At 75.0% G+C, this 22,173-nt stretch carries 19 protein-coding genes; 14 read left to right on the forward strand and 5 right to left on the reverse strand.

Translation table 11 applies throughout. The annotated features are described in order from the left end of the window. The first annotated feature begins 2 nt into the window (after positions 1-2). Both AB7J25_RS15450 and AB7J25_RS15455 read left to right on the forward strand, forming a co-directional pair. Positions 3-752, forward strand: coding sequence for an SDR family NAD(P)-dependent oxidoreductase (locus AB7J25_RS15450; RefSeq protein WP_428509521.1), 750 nt, complete (start codon positions 3-5; stop codon positions 750-752). Between the two features lie 147 nt (positions 753-899). Continuing rightward, positions 900-3,365 carry a hypothetical protein gene (locus AB7J25_RS15455; protein ID WP_428509523.1) on the forward strand — a complete coding sequence of 822 codons (2,466 nt, stop codon included), beginning with the start codon at positions 900-902 and terminating at the stop codon, positions 3,363-3,365. Positions 3,366-3,486: 121 nt separating this feature from the next. Here AB7J25_RS15455 and AB7J25_RS15460 read toward each other — a convergent pair whose 3' ends face one another. Beyond that, on the reverse strand, positions 3,487-4,191 hold the full coding sequence (locus tag AB7J25_RS15460) for an alpha/beta fold hydrolase (RefSeq protein WP_428509525.1): 705 nt from the start codon (positions 4,189-4,191) through the stop codon (positions 3,487-3,489). A gap of 104 nt (positions 4,192-4,295) precedes the next feature. Here AB7J25_RS15460 and AB7J25_RS15465 point away from each other — a divergent pair, with 104 nt between their 5' ends. The 10 genes from AB7J25_RS15465 (at position 4,296) to AB7J25_RS15510 (ending at position 16,835) form a co-directional block, all read left to right on the forward strand. Continuing rightward, complete coding sequence (locus AB7J25_RS15465; protein WP_428509527.1) at positions 4,296-5,111, forward strand: PaaX family transcriptional regulator; 816 nt, start codon at positions 4,296-4,298, stop codon at positions 5,109-5,111. A 93-nt stretch (positions 5,112-5,204) separates the two neighbouring features. Then, positions 5,205-6,506 carry an MFS transporter gene (locus AB7J25_RS15470; protein ID WP_428509529.1) on the forward strand — a complete coding sequence of 434 codons (1,302 nt, stop codon included), beginning with the start codon at positions 5,205-5,207 and terminating at the stop codon, positions 6,504-6,506. Beyond that, entirely contained in the window at positions 6,503-7,609 is a 1,107-nt protein-coding gene (locus AB7J25_RS15475; RefSeq protein ID WP_428509531.1) for a cupin domain-containing protein, read from the forward strand. Before AB7J25_RS15470 ends, AB7J25_RS15475 begins: the two co-directional genes overlap by 4 nt. Beyond that, positions 7,606-8,409, forward strand: coding sequence for a fumarylacetoacetate hydrolase family protein (locus AB7J25_RS15480; protein ID WP_428509533.1), 804 nt, complete (start codon positions 7,606-7,608; stop codon positions 8,407-8,409). Before AB7J25_RS15475 ends, AB7J25_RS15480 begins: the two co-directional genes overlap by 4 nt. Next, complete coding sequence (locus AB7J25_RS15485; protein WP_428509535.1) at positions 8,406-9,980, forward strand: FAD-dependent monooxygenase; 1,575 nt, start codon at positions 8,406-8,408, stop codon at positions 9,978-9,980. The genes AB7J25_RS15480 and AB7J25_RS15485 overlap by 4 nt, the downstream gene beginning before the upstream one ends. Positions 9,981-10,038: 58 nt before the next feature. Beyond that, on the forward strand, positions 10,039-12,147 hold the full coding sequence (locus AB7J25_RS15490) for an acetate--CoA ligase family protein (protein ID WP_428509537.1): 2,109 nt from the start codon (positions 10,039-10,041) through the stop codon (positions 12,145-12,147). Further along, positions 12,128-13,753, forward strand: coding sequence for a (2,3-dihydroxybenzoyl)adenylate synthase (locus AB7J25_RS15495; protein ID WP_428509539.1), 1,626 nt, complete (start codon positions 12,128-12,130; stop codon positions 13,751-13,753). The genes AB7J25_RS15490 and AB7J25_RS15495 overlap by 20 nt, the downstream gene beginning before the upstream one ends. A gap of 104 nt (positions 13,754-13,857) precedes the next feature. Further along, on the forward strand, positions 13,858-15,285 hold the full coding sequence (locus AB7J25_RS15500; protein WP_428509541.1) for an amidase: 1,428 nt from the start codon (positions 13,858-13,860) through the stop codon (positions 15,283-15,285). 147 nt (positions 15,286-15,432) lie between these two features. Then, complete coding sequence (locus tag AB7J25_RS15505) at positions 15,433-16,668, forward strand: Rieske 2Fe-2S domain-containing protein (protein WP_428509543.1); 1,236 nt, start codon at positions 15,433-15,435, stop codon at positions 16,666-16,668. After that, positions 16,665-16,835 (forward strand): hypothetical protein, encoded by a 171-nt coding sequence (locus AB7J25_RS15510; protein ID WP_428509545.1) that lies wholly within the window; start codon positions 16,665-16,667, stop codon positions 16,833-16,835. The genes AB7J25_RS15505 and AB7J25_RS15510 overlap by 4 nt, the downstream gene beginning before the upstream one ends. Before the next feature lie 123 nt (positions 16,836-16,958). Here the strand turns inward: AB7J25_RS15510 and AB7J25_RS15515 are convergent, their stop codons facing one another. The 3 genes from AB7J25_RS15515 to AB7J25_RS15525 all read right to left on the reverse strand — a co-directional run bounded on the left by AB7J25_RS15515 (position 16,959) and on the right by AB7J25_RS15525 (position 19,905). Continuing rightward, complete coding sequence (locus tag AB7J25_RS15515) at positions 16,959-18,176, reverse strand: cytochrome P450 (RefSeq protein ID WP_428509547.1); 1,218 nt, start codon at positions 18,174-18,176, stop codon at positions 16,959-16,961. Positions 18,177-18,335: 159 nt separating this feature from the next. Continuing rightward, positions 18,336-19,295: an AraC family transcriptional regulator gene (locus AB7J25_RS15520; RefSeq protein ID WP_428509549.1), complete on the reverse strand. Its 960-nt coding sequence runs from the start codon at positions 19,293-19,295 to the stop codon at positions 18,336-18,338. A gap of 76 nt (positions 19,296-19,371) precedes the next feature. Next, the gene (locus AB7J25_RS15525) at positions 19,372-19,905 is read right to left on the reverse strand and encodes an isochorismatase family protein (protein ID WP_428509551.1); all 534 of its coding nucleotides are present in this window, start codon (positions 19,903-19,905) and stop codon (positions 19,372-19,374) included. Between the two features lie 105 nt (positions 19,906-20,010). Between AB7J25_RS15525 and AB7J25_RS15530 the strand changes: the two genes are divergently transcribed. Both AB7J25_RS15530 and AB7J25_RS15535 read left to right on the forward strand, forming a co-directional pair. Next, positions 20,011-20,634 (forward strand): hypothetical protein, encoded by a 624-nt coding sequence (locus tag AB7J25_RS15530; protein ID WP_428509553.1) that lies wholly within the window; start codon positions 20,011-20,013, stop codon positions 20,632-20,634. Between the two features lie 163 nt (positions 20,635-20,797). Then, complete coding sequence (locus AB7J25_RS15535; RefSeq protein ID WP_428509555.1) at positions 20,798-21,007, forward strand: SHOCT domain-containing protein; 210 nt, start codon at positions 20,798-20,800, stop codon at positions 21,005-21,007. Positions 21,008-21,025: 18 nt separating this feature from the next. On the opposite strand, the gene AB7J25_RS15540 is transcribed toward AB7J25_RS15535, so the two are convergent. Continuing rightward, the coding region (locus tag AB7J25_RS15540; RefSeq protein ID WP_428509557.1) for a patatin-like phospholipase family protein at positions 21,026-22,173 on the reverse strand (1,148 nt) is incomplete at its 5' end.

The following is a 22,173-nucleotide window of genomic DNA, read 5'->3' on the forward strand; positions in this document are numbered from 1 at the left end:
CCGTGTCGATCACGAGCGGGCTGGCGGGCAGCACGATCCTCATCGCGGGCTCGTCGCGGGGCATCGGCGCCGCCGCGGCCCGGCTCGCCGCAGCGGAGGGCGCGAAGGTGCTGCTACACGGGCGTTCGGCGGGCCCGGCGCTGGCCGGGCTCGCCGAGGAGCTGGCCGCACCCGCGATCACCTGCGACGGCCGCGACGCCGCCGCCGTGGACGCGGCCGTCGGGCGGCTGCTCGCCGACGGTCACGCCGTCGACGGTCTCGTCTGCACCCTCGGCGCCGTGTCGGCCACGCCCGCGCTCGGGGGGTCCACCGACGGCTGGCTCGACGAGTTCCGCGCCAATGTCCTCGCCCCCGCCCACTTCATCCGGGCGGTCGCGCCCGGCATGGTCGAGCGGCGGCACGGCCGGATCGTGACCGTCTCCTCCATCCGCGGGCACGACGCGCTCGCCCACGGGGACGTCACCGCGTACTCCGCGGCGAAGGCGGCACTGGAGAACCTCACCTCGATCTATGCCAAGGAGCTCGCCCCGCATGTCACGGTGAACGCGGTGGCGCCCGGGTTCGTCCTCACCGACATGTCGCGGACCTGGTCGCCGCAGGTGCGCGAGGAGGTCGGCCGCAGCCTGCTCGGGCGGGCCGCCGAGCCCGAGGAGATCGCGCGGCTGCTGCTCGTGCTCGTGAGCAACGCGGCGAGCTTCCTCACCGGCCAGACGATCCTCGCCGACGGTGGCCTGCTCGCGCGGCGCACCTGACCCGCCTGAGTAACACTTCAGAGGACGGTCGGCGCAGAATCGTCACTTAACATCGGGATGGCTCGTTGCACCGTCCGAGCCGGGGCCCGCTGCTCCCCTGCCCGCGCGTCCGGACGCGCGGGAGCGGCCCCGGGAGAGGTGCTGCCGATGAGTTTCCGCAGAGTCGCGAGCATCGCAGCGGTGACGGCCGGAGGCGTGCTGGCCGCCAGCCTGGTCGCGGGCCCCGCGGCGGCCGGGCCCGACGACGCCCCGCGTCCCGGACCCGCCCTGCTGTACGCCGACCCACCCCGCGCGCCGCAACTGGAGAACACGGGCATCTGGGTGGCCGAACCGACCGGCATCTGCCACACCAGCGCCTACCGGGAGGGCGAGTACGTCCACCAGGGCTGCGTCTACGACGACCAGGGAGGGGGCAACCAGTACCGCTGGTTCGTCGACACCCTGGCGCGCAACTACACCTACCCCGAGGCGCCCGCGTACCGTCGCAACGCCGCGGACATCGTCGAGGTGCGGGTGAAGCCGCTGGACGGTGAGACCGGCGGGGCCGGCGGAGCGACCGCCTTCCGCGTCACGCTCAACACGATGACCCGCCCCGACCTCTACGCGCTCACGCTGGCACTGGGCGACGGCCCGGCCGTCGAGGCCCCGCACGGGACGAACACCCTGATCCCCGCGCAGCGGTTCGTCACCGTGCACGGCGAGGAGGGCGAGGTCACCGACGCCGCCACCGGGGAGGTCGTCGGCGCGGCGCGGGTGCGCGTCGACGTCGAGCGCCGCCAGGTCGAGATCCGCGTGCCGCACGCCGCGTGGACGCCCCGGGGCACCGAGCGGGTCGCCGCTGCCGCGGGGCTGTGGGACGCCGCGGGCGGGCGCTACCTCGTCCCGCAGGCCATCGCGGACGAGACCCACCCCGGCGGCGCGATCGCCGGCGACCCGACTCCGTCGGCGTTCTTCGACGCCGCGTTCCGCGTCGGCGAGCCCTTCGAGGCCCCCTACCGCGACCGCGACCAGAAGCTCGCCATCGCCCGCGGCGACCTCTCCCCGTTCGCCGCGACCGTCGACTTCGGCAAGCTCCGTGACGGCGTCACCGACGACGGCACGCTCCCGACCAGCGGGTACGTCACCCGGATCTTCGCGTCGGCCTTCGAGACCGCGCAGGGTCGTCGCCTGCCGAGCGACCCCGGAGGCCCGCCGCCGGGCGCCGGCACCCAGCAGGGCGGCATCCAGACCGGCGGCGGGGAGGGCCAGGAGGGACGGCCCAGCTTCCAGTTCGGCTGGCCCTGCCGCGACGACTGCGTGCCGGACCTGCCGGGGCGGCTGCAGCGCTACACGGTCTACGTGCCGGAGAGGCCCGCGCCTGCGGACGGCTACCCGTCCGTGGTCTGGACCAACGGCTACGCCCTGCGCCCCGGCGACGACGTGGCGGGTGACCGCGACCTCTACCGGCAGTTCGCCGACCGCCCCGGCCACCCCACGATGGTGATCGACGTCGACGCCCGGGGGAACGACGGGTGGGGCTACGGGCAGTCCGGGGCCGCGGTGCTCGAGGCGCTGGCCGATGCCCGCCGCCACTACGACCTCGACCCCGAACGCACCACGATGGCCGGGTTCTCCAGCGGCGCGTACATGGCGAACAAGCTCTCGCTGACCTTCCCGGACGTGTTCACGAGGGCGTTCGTCTGCGACGGCCTGGACGTCGCGCCGTCCTTCCCCGGGCTCAACGGCGTCGCCGACACCCTCCCCGTCGACACGCTGACCGACCACGAGGCGGGCTCGAAGCTCACCCCGCTGCTGCCGAGCAGGCGCAACCAGCCGGTGATGGAGTGGGCCGGCACGACCGACGACTTCATCCCGTACCCGATCACCCGGGAGCGCGCCGACGCCTACCTCGCGGGGGACTACGACGTCGAGTTCGTGAGCTGGGCCGGGCCGGCCGCGGAGCACCTGGTCATGTGCAAGGGCGGGCTGTGGGACGTCGCCACGCGGTGGCTGGGCGACGAGCCCCGCGCGGTCGACCCGCACCACGTCACGTACGTGCGCAACCCGCTGATGGACGACCCGGAGTCCGGCCTGGTGGGCGACCACGCCTACTGGCTGTCGGGCATCACCACCACGGGGCCGGACGAGATCGGGCGCATCGACGTCGTCTCGCACGGGCGGGGCGTCACCGCCGCACCAGTGCCGGAGGTGGGTCGCGAGGTGGCGTCCACCGACGGGCACCTCTCGCCGGTGAACCCGTACCTGCGGGAGTTCCGCCACCTGGACGCGCCGGTCGCGGCCCCCGCGAAGGACCTGCTGGAGATCACCGGCACGGACGTCACCGCCGTCACGGTCGACCCGGAGCCGGCCGGGGTGGGCTGCGGCGCGGAGCTCGCGGTGACCAGCAACGTGGCGCTGCGGGTGACGCTGCTCGGGTGCGGCACGCGCTCCTTCGACGGCTCGGGCGGACCGGGCACGACCGAGTACGACCCGGCGGATCCGCTGGCCCCGCTGGATGTCGCACCCGCCCCGCCACTGCCCGGGGAGGTCGGCAACGTCCCGCAGGCGCCGTTGTACGAGCTCCCGCCGCTGCGGATCCCGCCGAACCAGCCGGGCCAGGACCCGGCGCCCTGAGCCCCCGGCGCCCTCGCACCCTCCCCTCCCTCGACAACGAACGGCGCGTTCGTTCAACCTGGTTGGACGAACGCGCCGTTCGTCGCGAGGGCCGCAGCAGCCGGCGTCTCCCGAGCGGCCGTCAGGCCTTGAGGATCGCGTCGGCCAGCCCGTCCGGGGCGGTGAAACAGGCCTCGTGGCTGCCCGGCGCCTCGATCGGCTCGACGCCGAGGCGATCGGCGAACCGGGCCCAGCCGTACTCCCCCGGCGGCAGCGCGACGTCGTCCACGCTCAGCACGTACGCGCGGGCGGTCGCGCCGTCGAGCGGGTCGACGGCCGCGGTGAAGTACTGCAGCGGCTGCGGGACGAGCAGGCCGAACACCAGCCGCTGGACGTCGGCGGGCGCGTCCTGCATGAACGCCTCTTGCCACACCGCGAACGGCAGCACGATCGAGTCGTTGCCGGACGCCGCCGCGGCGCCGCGGAAGAGCTCGGCGTACGCCGGCGGCACCTCGTCGATCAGCGCCGCACCCGCGGCGGGCACGAAGGCGCTCCAGTAGACGACCTTCGCGACCCGCGAGCCGAGCCGGTTCGCGGCGGCCGTCATGGGGTAGCCACCCCAGCTGTGGCCGACCAGCGTCACCTCCTCGCCGACGGAGGTCACGAGGTCCACGAGGAAGTCGGCGACGTCGGACAGCTGGTGGCGGGTGGGGTCGTCGCCGTCGGCGAGGCCGGGCAGGGTCGGCGTGAGCACGCGGTGGCCCGCGGCGCGCAGCCGCTCGGCAACGGGTCGCCACGCCCAGCCGCCGTGCCAGGCGCCGGTGACGAGGACGTACGTCTGGGTCATCTGAGAGCTCCGGTCGGAGATGAAATGATGGTGAGGACGTCGCGCATCATGGAACGTCTACGCGACGGCCGTCAACAAGACGGAACAGAACTGCGGAGGGCGCGGTGAAGGCACGGTCGCTGGTGTTCGACCTCTTCGGCGACTACCTGCGCTACCGCGGGGGCGCCGTGCGCCTGCGGGCGCTGGTGGCGCTGATGGAGTGCTTCGACGTCCCCGAGCCGACGGTGCGCGTCGTCGCCGCACGGATGCGCAAGGAGGGGTGGCTGGAGAGCCACCGGGACGGCCGCGAGACCACGTACGTCCTCACGGACGCCACGTGGCGCCTGCTCGACGAGGGCCGCGAGCGGATCTTCGCCCGGGCAGCCGGGCCGTGGGACGGGCGCTGGCACATGGCGATCTACCAGGTACCGGAGTCCGAGCGGGCGCTGCGCGAGCAGCTCCGCAAACAGCTGTCCTGGCTGGGGTTCGGGGCGCTGGCGCCGTCGGTGTGGGTGAGCCCGCACGACCGGACGGCCGAGGTCAGGCAGGGGCTGGAGGCCTTGGGCGGGTCCGTGCGCCTGGATGTCTTCCACGCGCGCTCCGAGGGCGCCGATGCGGACCGCGACATGGCGAACCGGGCCTGGGACCTCGCGGGGCTCGACCGCGACTACACCGCCCTGCTGGAGACCTACCGGCCGCGGCTGGCCGCCTACCGGGAGGGCCTGCCGACGGGGCGGGAGGCGCTGGTGGAGCGGATGCGGCTGATCTCGGACTACCGCCTGTTCCCGTTCCGCGACCCGGACCTGCCGCCGGAGCTGCTCCCGGCGGGCTGGTCGGGGCGGGCGGCACACGAGGCGTTCCTCCAGGCGCACGGCCTGCTGCGGGCGCCCGCAGAGGCGTTCGTCGACGAGGTGCTGGGGGTGCTCGAGCCCACCTCCTAGAAAGCGTGTCATTTTCTAGACGGTCGTCGTTGGATTGTTGTAACGTGTGCGGCGCCGGCACCGCAGTCGGCACATCCGTCGACTGGAGCCGCCGTGACCCGTGCCGCCGCCCCGACACCCGCCTCCCGTACCGTCCCGACGCGCTCGGGCCTCACCGTCGTCGCCCTCTGCTTCCTCACGATCGTCTTCGACGGCTACGACCTGATCGTCTACGGCTCGGTGGTCCCGAGCCTGCTCGCCGACCCGGAATGGGATCTCGGCCCCGCCGAGGCCGGTGCGATCGGTAGCTACGCGCTCGTCGGGATGCTCGTCGGCGCGCTGGCCGCCGGCGCGTTCACCGACCGGGTCGGGCGCCGCCGCATCGTGCTGGGCGGCATCGTCTGGTTCTCCGTCGCGATGGTCCTCTGCGCGCTCGCCCCGACACCCGAGCTGCTCGGGCTGTGGCGCTTCGTCGCGGGCCTCGGCCTGGGCGGGGTGCTGCCGAGCGCCATCTCGCTCACCGTCGAGTACGCCCCGCGCGGGCGTCGCCAGCTCTACAACGCGCTGATGTTCGCGGGCTACTCCGTCGGCGGGGTGCTCGCGGCCGTCCTGGCGCTGAACCTGGTGGCCGACCACGGCTGGCGGATCATGTTCTGGATCGGCGCCGCCCCGCTCGTCCTGGTGCTGCCGCTCGCGGTGGCGTTCCTGCCCGAGTCCGCGGCGCACCTGCTGGCGCGGGGGCGGCGCGCCGAGGCGGAGGAGCTCGCGGCCAGCTACGGCATCCCGCTCGAGGAGCCGTCGACGGCGGAGGGCGCCGGCCCGCGCGCGCTCTTCACCCCGGCGTACCGCACCACGACCCTGCTGTTCGGCGCGGCGAGCTTCTGCGGGCTGCTGCTGGTCTACGGGCTGAACACGTGGCTGCCGCAGATCATGCGCCAGGCCGGCTACCCGCTGGGGTCGGCACTGCAGTTCCTGCTGGTGCTCAACATCGGTGCGATCCTCGGAGCCGTGGGCGCGTCCTGGCTCGCCGACCGGCTCGGCCCCAAGCCCGTGACGGCGGGTGCGTTCCTCGCCGCCACCGGGTGCCTGCTGCTGCTCACCCAGCAGCTGCCCACCGCGCTGCTGCTCGGCGCCGTCGCCGTCGCGGGGCTCGGCAGCGTCGGGACGCAGATCCTGGTCAACGGCTACGTGGCCGTCCGCTACCCGGCGGCGGTGCGGGCGGCGGCACTCGGCTGGACGTTGGGTGTCGGCCGCGCGGGCGCGATCCTGGGACCGCTGTTCGGCGGCTGGGTACTCGCCTCCGGGCTGGGATTCGCCTGGAACTTCTACGGGTTCGCCGTCCCGGCGCTGCTCGGCGCGCTGTTCATCGCGCTGGTCCCGGCCCGGCTGCCCGCGATCGGAGAGGGGACATCATGACCACCACCGACCCGCACGTCGACGAGCCCACCGCCGAGGAGCTGCGCGCCCTCGACGAGCTCTACGCCGCGTTCGAGGCGGCGCACATGACGCCGCTGTGGACCCAGATCGGCGGGTTGATGCCCACCGCGCCGCGGCCGGACTCCGTGCCGATGCTCTGGCGCTGGTCCACGCTGCTGCCGCTGGCCGAGCGGGCCGGTGCGCTGGTGCCCGTCGGACGCGGGGGTGAGCGGCGCGCGATCGCGCTCGCCAACCCGGGCCTGCCCGGCACCGCCTACGCCACGCCCACGCTGTGGGCCGCGATCCAGTACCTCGGCCCACGCGAGGAGGCGCCGTCGCACCGCCACGTGCAGACGGCGTTCCGGTTCGTCGTCGAGGGCGAGGGGGTGTGGACGAACGTCGACGGCGGGGACGGGCGGGTCGACGCGATTGCGATGCGCCGCGGCGACCTGCTGCTCACCCCCGGCATGCACTGGCACGAGCACCAGAACACGACGGACCACCCGATGGCCTGGATCGACGGCCTGGACATCCCGCTCGTGCGCACCCTCGACGCCGGCTTCTTCGAGCTCGGCCCCGAGGAGCTCGCCACCCGCGAGACGCCCGCGCTCTCCCGCAACGAGCGGCTGTGGGCGCACCCGGGCCTCACCCCCGTCGGGGCGCCGCCGCCCGCGTCGCGGCTCGCGTCGCCGCTCATGGCGTACCGCTGGGAGCACACGGACCGGGCGCTCGCCGCACAGCTCGCGCTGGAGGACGAGGGACACCCGGGCGTCGTCGAGCCGGGGCACGCGGCCGTCCGCTTCACCAATCCCGCCACCGCGGGGGACTGCCTGTCGACCATGCGCTGCGAGATGCACCGGCTGCGCCCCGGCACGGCCACCGCGTCCGTCCGGACGGCGGGATCGGCGGTGTGGCAGGTGTTCTCCGGGTCCGGCCGGGTGTCGGTCGGCGCCGAGGGCTGGGACGTCGGCACCGGCGACCTGTTCTGCGTCCCGTCCTGGGCGGCCCTGCGCGTCGAGACCGACGGCGGGCTCGACGCGTTCCGCTTCTCCGACGACCCCGTCTTCGAGGCACTGGGCCTGGCCCGGAAGGAGACCCCGTGAAGCTCGCCACCATCCGTACCGGCGGCGGCACGCAGGCCGTCCGGATCGACGACGCGCACGCCGTCGAGCTGGGGGCGCCGGACCTCGGCGCGTTCCTCGCGCAGCCGACCTGGCGTTCCCTGGCGGCGGCCGCGGACGGCCCACGGCACCCGCTGGAGGGCCTGGACTACGCCCCCGTCGTGCCGCGCCCGGAGAAGATCGTCTGTGTCGGGCTGAACTACGCGTCGCACATCCGCGAGATGGGCCGCGAGCTGCCCGAGCACCCGACGCTGTTCGCCAAGTTCGCCCGCGCGCTCGTCGGGGCGTACGACGAGGTGGAGCTGCCGGCGGGCTCGGCGGAGGTCGACTGGGAGGCCGAGCTGGGCGTCGTCGTCGGGGCGGAGGTGCGGCACGCGTCGCCGTCCGAGGCGCAGGCGGCGATCGCCGGGTACACGGTCGTCAACGACGTCACGGCGCGCGACTTCCAGTACCGCTCCGTGCAGTGGTTGCAGGGCAAGACGTTCGAGCGGTCGACGCCGGTGGGGCCGTGGCTGGTCACGGACGTCGAGCCCGGCGAGCTCACCTGCACCGTGGACGGCGACGTGGTGCAGAAGGCGGACACCGCCGACCTCGTCTTCTCCCCCGCGGACCTCGTGGCGTACGTGTCGCGGATCGTCACCCTCGTGCCGGGCGACCTCATCGCCACCGGCACGCCCGGCGGGGTCGGCCACGCCCGCACGCCGGCGCGCTACCTCGGGGCGGGCAGTGAGATCGTCACCCGCATCGCGGGCGTGGGCGAGTGCCGGAACGTGTGCCGATGACCGGATCGACGCTGAAGGTCGCCATCGTCGGGGGCGGTCCGGGTGGGCTGTTCCTCGCCACGCTGCTGCGCCGGGGGCTGCCTTCCGCGCAGGTCACGGTGTTCGAGCGCAACCGCGCGGACGACACGTTCGGCTTCGGCGTCGTGTTCTCCGACCGGACGCTCGCGGGCATCCACGAGGCCGACCCGGTGCTGCGCGAGGCACTCGACACCCACGGCGTGCACTGGGACGCCATCGAGGTGCGCCTCAAGGGCGAGCGGATCTCCTGCGGCGGCAACGGCATGGCCGCCGTGCGCCGGCAGACGCTGCTGCGGCTCATGCAGGCCCGCGCGGCCGAGGCGGGGGCGCAGCTGCGGTTCTCGTGTCCCGTCTCGCTGGCCGACCTGTCCGACTTCGACCTCGTCGTGGGTGCGGACGGCACCGGGTCCCGGCTCCGGGACGCGCTGGCGCCCGCGCTGGAGCCGTCGGTCGAGACCGCCACGGCCAAGTTCATCTGGTTCGGCACCGAGTACGCGTTCGACGGCCTCACGTTCGTCCACGAGCGCGGCCCGCACGGCGTGTTCGCGGTGCACGGCTACCCGATCGGGGACGGCGTCTCGACGTTCATCGTCGAGACGGACGAGGCGTCCTGGCGCGCGGCGGGGCTGGACGAGTTCGACGTCACCCAGCCGCCGGGAGCGAGCGACGAGAAGTCGCGCGCGTACCTGGAGGAGCTGTACTCCGACCGGATCGACGGGGCGAAGCTGCTGGTCAACAACTCGCGGTGGGGCAACTTCCGCACGCGGCGCACGGCCCGGTGGCACGTGCTCGCGCCCCGTCCGGTGGTGTTCCTCGGCGACGCGGTGCACACCGCGCACTTCTCCGTCGGGTCCGGGACGAAGATGGCGATGGAGGACGCGATCGCGCTGGCCGGCGCCTTGGCCGGCGCGCCAGCGGACCTGGGCGCTGCCCTCGCCGCGTACGAGGCGGCCGCGCGGCCGTCCGTCGAGGCGATCCAGGGGTCGGCGCGGCCGTCGCTGTCGTGGTGGGAGCACTTCGGGCGCTACCACGACGCGTTCGAGCCGTGGCAGTTCGCCTACCACTTCCTGTCCCGGTCGATCTCGGACGGGCGGCTGGCGCGGCGCGACGCCGGGTTCGTGGGGGCGGCGCACGCGGCGTGGGAGGCGCGGCACGGGGCGGAGGTGCTGGCGTCGCCGCTGGACGTCGGCGGTGTGCGGTTCGGGGCACGCGTGGTGACGGTGGGGCCCTCCGGGATCGCGCTGCCCGACGGAGCCGCGTTCCCCCTGCAGGATCACCACGGGGTGCGGATCGCGGCGCCCGGCGACGAGTCGGACCTGCCGGGCACGTTCGCCGCGCTCGCAGCAGCCGTCTCGGGTGGGGCGCAGCTCGTCGCGGTGGAGGGCGGAACGCCGTTCACCCGCACGCTGGTCTGCGAGCAGGCGCGGCTGCACCACGGGGTGGCCACCCTGCACGTCGACCCGGCGCTGGACCGGGACCGGGCCGTCACAGCCGTCCTGTCCGGGCGGGCCGATCTCGTCGCACCGGACCCGGCCGCGTGGGGTGCGCCGTGACCGCGCCCGGCCGTCCGCGACCGGCCGCCGCTACGACCCCGTCGCCCGAGGAGACCCCGTGACCGGACTCGACACGCAGGCGGCCGTCCCACGCGCGGACGGTCCACTGGCCGCGCTGTTCGCACCCCGCGGGATCGCCGTCGTCGGGGCCTCGCGCAGCCCGGCCAAGCTCGGTGCCGTCCTGGCGCGCTCGCTGCGTGCCTTCCCCGGCACGCTCGCTCCCGTCAATCCCCGTGACGCCACGATGCTCCCGTCGGTCGCGGCGGCGGACGGTCCGGTGGATCTCGCGATCCTGTGCGTCCCCGCCGCCGCGAGCGCCGCCGCCCTGGCGGACGCCGCCGCGGGCGGGGCGCGCGCCGCCGTCGTCTGCGGGGGCGGGTTCGCCGAGGCAGGCGGGCCGGGGATCGGGTACCAGGACGCGCTCGCGGCCGTCGCCGCCGAGACCGGGATCCGCGTGCTCGGCCCGAACACCTCCGGCTTCCTCGTGCCGGGCCGCCGGCTCACCGCGAGCTTCGTGCCGGGCATCGCGGACGTGCCGGCCGGGCGGGTCGCCGTCGTCGCGGCCAGCGGGGGGGTCAACCACGCGCTCGCCTTCGCCCTCGCCGAGGCCGGGCACGGGATCAGCCTCGCCGTGGGGCTGGGCAACGCCGTCGACGTCGACACCGCGGCCGTCCTGGACCATCTCGCCACCGACCCCGGCACGGCCGCCGTCGCGCTGCACGTCGAGTCCGTCGCGGACGGGCCGCGGCTGCTCGACGCCGTCGCCCGGGTCGCCGCGCACCGCCCCGTCGTGGCGCTGGTGGTCGGGCGCCACGACGTCGCCGCGTTCGCGCGGTCCCACACCGGCGCGCTCGCCACCTCGTGGCGGACCACCCGGGCCGCGCTGCGCCAGGCCGGGGCGGTGCTCGTCGACTCCGAGCGGGAGCTGGTGGACGCGGTCGGCGCGCTGTCGCTGCAGCGGCTGGCGCCGCACCCCGACCCCGGGGTCGGGGTGCTCACCGGGCAGGCCGGGCCGGGCTTGCTGCTGCTGGACGACCTGCGCGGGCGCCGCGCGTCCGTCCCGCCGTTGACGGCCGCGACGCGGGAGACGCTCGCCGGGCTGCTCCCGCCGCTCACCTACCAGGCCAACCCCGTCGACACGGGGCGTCCGGACCCCGGCTTCGCGAAGGTGCTCGGCGCGGTCGCGGCCGACTCCGGGGTGGACGTCGTCGCGGCGTACGCGTTGCACGAGCCGGACGCGCTCGACCTCGTCGCAGCGGTGGACGGCGCGGCCGTCGGCGTGCCGCTCGTCGTCGGCGTCGGCGGCGCCGGGGCGGGGCCCGCGGCGGTGCGCCGGGAGCTCATCGCCAGGGGCGTGCCGGCGGTGGGCGACCCGAGCGGGGTGGCCGCGGCCGTCGGAGCGCTGGTGGCGGAGGCGCGGGCGCGCGCCGCCCTCCGCTCGCCCGGATCGGAGCACGGCCGCCCCGCCGCGGACCGGACGGCGCCACCGGCGGCCCATGCGCGCACGCATCCGGCCGCAGCGGGTCCCTTCGACGAGGACCGCGCCAAGTCCCTCGTCGCCAGCCTGGGGTTCCCCACCCCCCGCCGCACGGTCTGCACCGGCCGCGCCGCCGCCCACGCCGCGCTCGCCCGGCTCGGCGGGCCCGTCGCCGTGAAGGTGCTCGACGCGGCGATCCTGCACAAGACGGAGGTCGGCGGCGTCCGCCTCGGGATCGGCACCCCCGCGCAGCTCGACGCCGCGCTGGAGGCGATCGGCGCCGACCGCGTCCTCGTCGAGGAGATGGCCCCACCCGGCGTCGACCTCATCGTCGGCGCCCGCCGCGACCCGGTGTTCGGGGTCGTCGTGCTCGTCGGGCTCGGTGGAACGGTCGCGGAGGTGCTCGCGGACGTCGCCGTCCGGGTCGCCCCGCTCACGCGGGCCGAGGCGGCCGCGATGGTCGACGACCTCGCCGGTGCCGCCCTCCTCGACGGGTTCCGCGGCGGCCCGGTGCTGGACCGCGCAGAGCTGGGCACGCTCGTCGCTCGGCTCGGCGCGCTGCTCGACGCCCGTCCGGACCTCACCGACGTCGAGATCAACCCTCTGCGGCTCACCCGCGACGGCCTCGTCGCGCTGGACGCCGTGATCACTCTCACCGAGGAGACACCCGATGGCCGCACCGGTCTCTGACGGCACCGTCGGCTGGCCCGACGAGTTCGTCGCCCGCTACGTCGCCGCGGGCCACTGGCGGGGGATCCCGCTCGGGACGCTGCTGCGCGAGACCGCGGACCGCGCCCCCGACGCCGTCGCGCTCGTCGACGGGGACGTCCGGCTCACCCACGCCGAGCTGGCCGCGCGGGCCGACGCCGCAGCCTCCCGCCTGGCCGAGCTGGCCATCGTCGCCGGCGACCGGATCGTCGTGCAGCTGCCCAACGGCTGGGAGTTCGTGGTGCTGCTGCAGGCCTGCCTGCGCGCCGGGATCGTGCCGGTGATGGCGCTTCCGGCGCACCGCCGCGCGGAGCTGGAGTACCTGGCCGGGCACGCGGAGGCCGTCGCGATCGCGGTGCCGGACCGGATCAGGGACTTCGACCACCAGGCCATGGCCCACGAGCTCGGCCTGCGCCACGTGCTCGTCGCGGGCGACGTGGCCGGCACCAGCACGGACCTGCGGGAGCTGTGCGGCCCGGCCACCGATCCGGCGGCCGACCGCGCCCGCTGGGACGCGCGGCCGCCGGACCCCCGGTCCGTCGCGGTGTTCCTGCTCTCCGGCGGGACGACGGGCCTGCCCAAGCTCATCGCCCGCACCCACGACGACTACGCCTACAACGCCACGGGCAGCGCGGAGGTGAGCGGCATCGACGCCGCCACCGTCTACCTCGTGTCGCTGCCCGCCGGGCACAACTTCCCGCTCGCCTGCCCCGGCATCCTCGGCACGTTGCTCGCGGGCGGCCGAGTCGTCATGCTGCCCTCGCCGGAGCCGGGGCGCGCGTTCGCGACGATCGCGGCGGAGGCCGTCACGCACACGGCGGTCGTGCCCGCGGTCGCCGGGCGCTGGCTGGAGCACGCCGCCGAGCACGGCCCGCCGGGGGCGTTGCGCGTTCTCCAGGTCGGCGGGGCCCGACTGGCCGACGAGCTGGCCCGCGCGGTCGGGCCCGTGCTGGGCGCGCAGCTGCAGCAGGTGTTCGGCATGGCCGAGGGCCTGCTCAACTACACCCGCCTGGACGACCCGGACGAGATCGTCTGCAGCACACAGGGCCGCCCGATGAGCCCGGACGACGAGGTCCGGATCGTCGACGAGCTGGGTGCGGACCTCCCCGACGGCGAGCCGGGTGCGCTGCTCACCCGTGGCCCGTACACGCCGCGCGGCTACTACCGCGCCCCTGAGCAGAACGCCCGCGCGTTCACCCCGGACGGCTGGTACCGCTCCGGCGACATCTGCCGCCGCACCCCGGACGGCTACCTCGTGGTCGAGGGCCGCGACAAGGACATGATCAATCGGGGCGGGGAGAAGATCTCCGCCGAGGAGGTCGAGAACCTCGTCTACCGGCTCCCGGCCGTCTCGCAGGTGGCGGCGGTCGCGATGCCCGACCGCGAGCTGGGCGAGCGCGTGGCCGTCTACGTCGTGCCCCGGCCGGGCGCCGCGGTCACGCTGGAGGAGATCCGCGCCAGCATGGACTCCGCAGGCGTGGCGCGGTTCAAGCTGCCCGAGCACCTGGAGCTGGTCGGCGAGCTGCCGGTGACGAAGGTCGGGAAGATCGACAAGAAGGCGCTGCGGGAACGGTTCGCGACGCCCTGAGTCGCGGAGGCGGCTGGCCTCCAGGCGCACGCCGCATCCGGCCGACCGGCCGATGCGCGCGGGTGCGCGGGCGACTTACGGTCGGCCCGACCCCGGGAGGATCCATGAAGCTCGCCGAGTACGCCGACCTCGACGCCACCGCCCTCGCGGAGCTCATCCGCGCGAGGGAGGTCACGGCGCAGGAGGTGCAGGACGCGGCGGCCGAGGCGCTCGACGCCGTCCAGCCGGAGCTGAACGCGCTGGTCGGCGAGCGGTTCGAGACCCCGCTGGACTACGCCCCGGACGGCGCGTTCGGCGGCGTGCCGTTCGCGATCAAGGACCTCGTCCTGCACGCGGAGGGGGTCACGCAGCGGGCCGGGACCCGCCTGCTCGGGACCGGGATCCCGATGCCGACCGACACCCACCTCATGGCCCGCTTCCGCCGTGCCGGGCTCGCCACGATGGGCGTCACCGCCACCCCCGAGCTCGGCTTCAACGCCAACACCGAACCCGTCGCAACCGGCTCGGTCCGCAACCCCTGGGACGTGACGCGCAGCCCCGGCGGCTCCAGCGGGGGTTCGGCCGCGCTCGTCGCCGCCCGCGCCGTGCCGGTCGCGCACGCGAACGACGGCGGCGGCTCGATCCGGATCCCGTCGGCAGCCTGCGGGCTCGTCGGGCTCAAGGTCAGCCGGGGCCGTACCTCTCCCGGCCCCGACTACGCCGACCCGCTGCTGGGCCTGGGGGTCGAGTTCGCCGTGACCCGGACCGTCCGGGACTGCGCGGGCCTGCTCGACGCCGTGCACGGCCACGAGCCCGGCGACCGCTACCTGCTGCCCGACCCCGCCCGCCCGTACGTCGAGGAGGCGCACAGCAGGCCGCTGCGAATCGCGCTGCACGTGAGCCCGTTCTCCGGCAGCGGCACCGTCGATCCCCGCTGCGTCGCGGCGACCGAGGCCACCGCGCGGCTCCTGGAGGGGATGGGACACACGGTCGAGCAGGCCGCCCCGCAGCTCGACGCCGCCGCGTTCGACCACGCGAACCTGGTGGCCTGGTGCAGCTTCCTCGCCGACGGCGTGGACGTCGTCGCCGGGCTGCTGGGCATCGAGCCGGGGCCCGACCACCTGGAGGCGACGACGCTCGTCTGTGCCGAGTACGGCCGCACGCTGCGCGCCTGCGACCTCTACGCCGCAGACCGGGTCTTCAACGCCGTCACCCGTGCCGTCGCGGCCTTCCACCAGACCTACGACGTGCTCCTCGCCCCGACGATGAACGTGCCGAACACCGCGCTGGGCCACCTGAACGCGAACGACCCCGCGCACGACCCTCGCGGCTGGTACGATCATCTGTTCGCGAGCGCCGGGTTCACCGCGCTGTCCAACGTCACCGGCAACCCGGCGATCTCGCTGCCGATGGGCCGCACCGAGGAGGGCTGGCCGGTCGGCGTGCAGCTGATCGCGCCCTACGCGGACGAGGCGACGCTGCTCGCGCTGGCCGCGGACCTCGAGCGCGCGCAACCCTGGATCGGCCACCGCCCGGCGGTGGTCGCCGGCTGACCCGCCCCGTCCATGATCACTGCTTCCGTGACAGGAGGTGCACCAGCGCACGCCATGTCCCGGATCCGGCGATCTCCGCATTCCCCCGTTCCGCGGGCCGCAACGTAGCCCTGGGCGGCGCCGCGAGGCGTCCCTACCGTCACGGGCATGCTGAGCGCGGAGAAGAACGAGCGGCTGACGCGGGTGGGGCGCGGCACGCCGATGGGCGAGCTGCTGCGCCGCTACTGGTGGCCGATCGCCACCCACGACATGGCCACCCGGATCCCCGTCAAGCGCCGCCTGCTGGGCGAGGACCTCGTCCTCTACCGCGACGGCAGCGGCACCGTGGGCCTGCTCGCCGAGCAGTGCCCGCACCGCCGGGCGGCGCTGTGGCTGGGCTGCACCGAGGAGGAGGGCCTGCGCTGCGGCTACCACGGCTGGCGCTTCGCCGCCGACGGCACCTGCCTGGAGCAGCCGGGGGAGCCCGCCGACTCGACGTTCAAGGACCGCATCCGCGCCACCGCGTATCCGGTGCAGGAGCTGGGTGGGCTGATCTTCGCCTACCTCGGGCCCGCTCCTGCGCCGGAGCTGCCGCGCTACGACCTGTTCGTCATGGACGGCGCGTGGCGTGACATCGGGCACGCCGAGCTGCCCTGCAACTTCCTGCAGATCATGGAGAACTCCGTCGACCCGTACCACGTGGAGTGGCTGCACGGGCGCTACGGCTCGTTCCTCAAGGAGCTGGGCGGCTCCGGGCCGCTGCCGGTGGTGACGAAAAAGCACGTCAAGGTGGCGTTCGAGGTGTTCGAGCACGGCATCCTCAAGCGCCGCGTGCTGGAGGGGCACACCGAGGAGGACGACGACTGGAAGGTGGGCCACCCGCTGGTGTTCCCGCACATGCTGCGCGTCGGCGCGGCCGGGCTCGCGACGTTCCAGATCCGGGTGCCGATCGACGACGAGAACACCTGGCACGTCTGGTACCAGACCTACGCGCCGGACGGGGGCGCACCGCCCCAGGAGACGATCCCGACCTACGAGGTACCGCTGTTCGACGCCGGCGGGAACTGGCTGCGCGACTACGTCGACGGCCAGGACATCGTCGCCTGGGTGACGCAGGGCCGGATCGCGGACCGGTCGAAGGAGCACCTGGGGCGCTCCGACCTCGGCGTCATCCTGCTGCGCAAGCTCTACACCGAGCAGGTCGAACGGGTGGAGCAGGGGCTCGATCCGCTGTGCACGTTCCGCGAGCCGCACGACCGCATCGACCTGCCGATGGAGCGCGACAAGTTCGGCTCCGCGGTGGAGTTCCGCCAGCTGTGGACGCGCGAGAGCTCGATCCGCTTCTCCCCCATCCGCGACGAGATCTTCGACCTGTTCGGCGACCCGGTCCCCGCCTGGTCATGACCGCTGCCGTCACGGTGAGGTTCTGCCCCGCCTGCGCCGCCGAGGCCACGTTCGTCCAGGAGTACTGGGTCGCGCGGGACCGTCACCTCGTCCTGTGGTGCGCGTCGTGCGGGCTCACCTGCACCGTCGTGCTCGGCGCCCTGGTGGGCACGGAGCCCGAGCACTGACGTCGCACCCCGGCCCCGCCCCGCCCCGTGCCGCCCCCGCCCGGCCCCGTCGAGAACGACGTTGCGCCGCTCGATTCACCCGAATGCGCTGCACAACGTCGTTCTCGACGCGGGGGCGGACGGTCACCACCTCACGTCGAGGCGCTCCAACCCGCGGAAGAAGTAGCTGGCGATGTAGGTCGGCTCGTAGCCGTCGGCCAGCCGCAGCTCCGGCAGGCGCCGGATCAGCGTCTCCAACGCCACCCGGATCTCCGCGCGGGCCATCGGGGCCCCGGGGCAGACGTGCAGGCCCCGACCGAAGGCGAGATGGTCGCGCACGTTGGGGCGGTCGAGGTCGACGGCGTCCGGGCCGGGGAACACGGTCTCGTCCCGGTTGCCCGAACCGAAGAGCAGCAGCAGCGGCGTGCCGGCGGGCAGGTCCGCACCGCCGAGGTGGGTGTCGCGGGTGGTGATCCGGAACAGGCCGCGGTGCGGGGCGTCGCGGCGCAGCGCCTCCTCGGTGAGCTTCGGGATCGTCCGGGCGGGATCGGCGAGCACCCGCTCGCGGACGCCGTCGTTCTCGAGCATCACCAGCAGCGTCGCCGTGATCGCGTCGCGGGTGGTGTCGAACCCGGCGACCCGCGCCGCGCCGCGGACGATGTTGTGCACGTACTCGTCGGCCAGGCCGGGATGGCCGTTCGCGCCGTGGACGAGGTCGGAGACCAGGTCCTCGCGGGGGTTCGCGCGGCGGTCGTCGATGACGGCCTGCAGGTAGCGGGTGTAGTCGACCAGGCCGTGCGCGGCCGCGACCCGCGCCTCCAGGGGCGAGAGGACGTTCCAGAGCGTGTTGACGTCGTCGGTCCAGGCCTGGATCCGCGCGGTGTCCTCGGGAGGGAAGCCGATGATCGCGCTGATCACGGTCTGCACGAACGGCACGGCGTAGCCGCCGACGAGCTCGGCCGAGCCGTCGGTGAAGCCGTCGATCAACTCGTCGGCCCGGGCGCGCATCGTCGGCAGCATCGCCCGCACGCGGGCGCCCGTGAAACCGGCGTCGAACACCCGCCGGATCGGCAGGTGCTCGGGCTCGTCCTCGTTGACGACCATGGGTGTCTCCGCGACGCCGCCGGCGCGCAGCACGTCGGTGACCTCCGGAGGGTTGGCGAAGATCAGCGGCAGCGCCGCCTTCGACGAGTAGGTCTGCGGGTCGTCGATGACGGTCCTCAGGTCCTCGTAGCGGGTGACCATGTAGACACCGAGCGTCGGGCTCAGCCGCGGCGGGCCCTGGCGGGCCTCGCGGTAGAACAGGTGCGGGTCCTCCCGGTGCGGGCTGACCATGGGGTTGAAGTCGAGTGTGGTGGTCACGGCGTCTCCTCCGGTCGGCCGCCGACGCTAGACGTGACGGCCGTCACCTTCGATCCGCGGGACGCAGTCCGGCTGGCCGATTCCCGCGGTGTCCCCGTCGAGAACGACGTTGTGCTGATCAACAGGGCCGTTCCGGCTGCAGAAGGTCGTTCTCGACGGTCACCCGCGCAAGGTGACCGACGGCGCCTGCCCGTACCGGCGACGGTAGGCCGCCGCGAACCGGCCCAGGTGGGCGAACCCCCAGCGCAGCGCGATCTCGGCGACCGTCTGCCACCCCGGGTCCGCCGCGAGCAGGTCCGCGTGGGCGCGGCGCAGCCGCACGTCGCGCAGGTAGGCCGTCGGGCTCACGCCGACGTGGCGCGCGAACCCGTCCTGCAGCCCGCGGCTGCCCACCCCGACCCGCCCGGCCAGCTCCGCGACCGTCCACGGCCGTTCCGGCTCCGCCTCCAGCAGCTCGACGGCCTCGCGCACCGACGCGGGCCGCGGCGTCGCGGGCCGCCGGTCCAGCGCGTCCCGCCAGGGATGCTCGACGGCGTGCAGCAGCGCCGCGACGACCGCCTGAGCGAGCGGCCGCGCCACCATCGGCCGGGCGAGCGGGCCGTCAGGGTCCTCCGCGACGGCGACGAGCGCCCGCGCGAGCGCCCACCACTGCGCGCCCGCGCCGGAGCGCAGGTCCAGCGCGGGGCCGAGGGGGACGACGCCGTCGACGGGCCGGTCGGCGAGCTCGGCGAGGGTCTCCTCGAGCGCCGGGCGCTCCACCTTGATCCCGAGCAGGCGCCCGCCCTCGCGCCAGCCGTGCATGCGGGTGCGGCCGTCCGGGCGGTACACCGCGGCCGTGGCGGGCGAGGCGCACACCTCGGCGTGCCCCGTCCAGGTGCCGAGCAGCCCGTCCAAGGGGACGTTGACCTCGTAGCCGGTCTCCAGCTCAGCGGTCTCCAGGCGGACCTCACCGGCGTAGCCCAGCAGCCCCACCGACACCGGCCCGAGGGAGGCGGCGGTGAGCGTCATCCGGAAGTCCGCCGGGTGGTGCAGCACCGTCAGCCGGTGCGGGAAGTAGACGCGCCCGCACTCCAGCCGGGCCACGTCCGGCTCGGCGGTGGTGATCGAGACACCCGGCATCGTCGCCCTCCCGACGACCACCATCACGGCCGGGACGGGCGCGTCAACTCCTGCGTTCCCGTGCGGCGAACCCCGCTTACTTCAGCAGCTTCTGCACCTCGCGGAACCGCGGGTGCCGCGCGTCGCGCAACCACTCGAACAGGACCATCTCCGAGGTCACCAGCTCGGCACCGTGACGCGCCATGCGCTCCAGCGCGGCGGCCTTGTCGGCGGGGTCGCGGGAGCCGACGGCGTCCGTGGCGACGACCGTCCGGTGCCCGGCCTCGACCAGCCCCAGGACCGTCTGCAGCACGCACACGTGCGCCTCGCACCCCGTGACCACCACCTCCTTCGTGCCGGGCGGCAGCAGCGTCGCGAACCCGGGATCAGCGGTGGCGGCGAACGCCGTCTTCGCCGCCACCAGCGCCGGATAGGCCGCGAGCTCCCCGACGGTGGGACCGAGCCCGTCCGGGTACTGCTCCGTGGCACACACCGGAACGGAGAGCAGCTGCGCGGCCTCCGCGAGCCGGACGATGCGGGCGACCATGGTCGGGCCGTCGTGGAGGGCCGGGACGAGCCGTTGCTGGGCGTCGACGATCAGCAGGGCGGCGCCGGCGGCGGTGAGCAGCACACCGGTCACGCTAGTGCAGGCGGGCCCGCCTCCGCCGTCGCGCGCAGGGATTCCGGCACCGGCGCCCTAGGCTGCGCTCCACCGCCGAGCAGCCGGGAGGGCGACGTGCGCACCGGGACCGTCCGCGCGACCCTGTGGCTGCTGCCGCTGCACGCCGCGCTGCTCGCGCTCGGGACGCTCACCCACCAGCCCGACCCGAAGGCGGCGTTCGACGCCTACGCCCGGTACGTCACGACGGCGGTGTTCCTGGCCTCCCACCTGGGCGCGAGCATCCTCGGGGCCGCGCTGGGCGTGCTCGGCGTCGTCGCGGCGGCGGCGTACCTGCGGCCCGGACCGGCGACCTACCTTGCGGTCGCCGGGACGGTGATCGGCAACGTCGTCACGAGCGCGGTGTTCGGCGCGGCCGCGTTCGCCCAGCCTGCCGTCGGGCGCGCGCACCTGCGCGGCTCCCCCGACGCCGCCGTGATCGACGCCGACGTCTACGGGCTGCCGCTGGTCGCCACGGCGGCGACCGGCGTGCTGCTCCTGGTCGTCGGGGCGATCGCGTTCGGCACGGCGGTGGCCCGCCGCGGGCTGCGGGCCGCCGGCACCGCCTACGCCGTGCTGCTGCCGGTGTTCGTGGTGGCCGGGTTCACGGCGCAGGTCGCGCAGCCGGTCGCGGCGACGGGGCTGGCCGTCGCCGCCGCTGTGATCGCGGCCCGGCTGCCGAGGGACCGACCGCAGAGCTGACGGGCCGGGTCCCGGTGCGTCGGGGCCGTCCGGTGCACCGGATCGGGGCCGTTCGCCCTCGGTGCCCGCCGCGTCACCGGACGACCCTACGGACCGGGAGGTGGTCACGATGATGTGGTGGTACGGACCCGCGGCCGGTGGTTGGGGCATGACCATGGCGGCGGTGACCACGGTCCTCGTCTGGCTGCTGGTCGCCGCGGCGGTCGTCGTCCTGCTGCGGCACCTGGCACGCCGCGACGACCGGCCCGCGGCGCGCCCGCGGACGGCCGAAGACCTGCTCGCGGAGCGGTTCGCCCGCGGCGAGCTGGACGAGCCGGAGTACCGCGCGCGGCTGGAGGTGCTGCGCGAACGGCACCTCGACCGAGCCGGGTGATCACAGGCGGCACAGCCTTCACCACAGCGTCCGCAGCCGCGGCAGCGCCTCCTCCGCCGCTGCCCGGCCGCGGTCGACGAACTCATCGAGGCGGGCGAAGTCGAACAGCCCGAGATCGCCGAGGTCCGGCGCGAGCAGCGTGTGCGCCGCGGAGTACGCCCGCGACCCGCGGCGCGCCCCCGCGAGCGTCATCGACCGGCCGACCGTGTCGATGATCCCCGGCAGCCTGCTCCCGTCGCCGAAGGTCGCGTCGAACCGCGGCGCCACGTCGGAGGCGACGACCGGGCCCTCGCCCTCGGCCGCCATCGTCTCGACGGGCAGGTTGTCGAGGATCCCGCCGTCGACGTGCAGGCGCCCGCCGACCCAACGCGGCGGCGCGATCCCCGGCAGCCGCACCGACAGCGCGACGGCGTCCGCGATCCGGCCGCGGCGGTGCACCACGGGCTCGGCCGCCACGAGGTCGGCGCTCACCGCGAACATCGCCGTGCGCTGATCCTCGATCCGCGCGTCACCGAAGACCCGGCCGAGCAGCCGCTCGGCCCGCGCCCCCCGGATCAGGGAATGGCGCGGCCACACGACGTCCCCGAACGGGCGCCTGCGGGCGAGCTCGCGGCGGGCGAGGTCGAGCATCTCGGCTGTGTCCCGGCCCATCGCGACCATGCCCGCGACGACCGCCCCCATGCTCGTCCCGCCCACGCGGTCGATCGGCGCGCCGGCCCGCCGCAGCACGTCGACGACGCCGATGTGCGCGAGCCCCCGCGCCCCGCCACCGGAGAGCACCAGCCCCAACGCCCGGCCGCTGACGCGGCGGGCGAGGCGGTCGACGTCCGCGTCCGGGGAGCTCGGGTCGACGAGATGGTGCGCCGACGGCCGGACGGCGTCCAGCCAGCGCCCCAGCCCCGGCCCCCCGCCGAGGACCACCAGCTGCGCCGATCGCGGGAACCGGCGCCCCGGCGTCGGCTCCTGGGCGGGATCGGCGATCACGAGCGGCCGGTCCGCGACCCGCAGGCAGAACCGCGACCACGCGTCCGCCGGGTGTGACGCGACGAGCAGCACGCGGTCGTGGCGGGCCTCCGCCTCGGCCAGCCGCGCGGCCCACCGGCTCGGGTCGCCGTCGGCGTCGAGTCGGGCGACGCGCCCGCCCCGGCGCAGGTGGAAGGCGAGGT

The organism is Pseudonocardia sp. (genome assembly GCF_050246655.1).
GTDB lineage: Bacteria > Actinomycetota > Actinomycetes > Mycobacteriales > Pseudonocardiaceae > Pseudonocardia.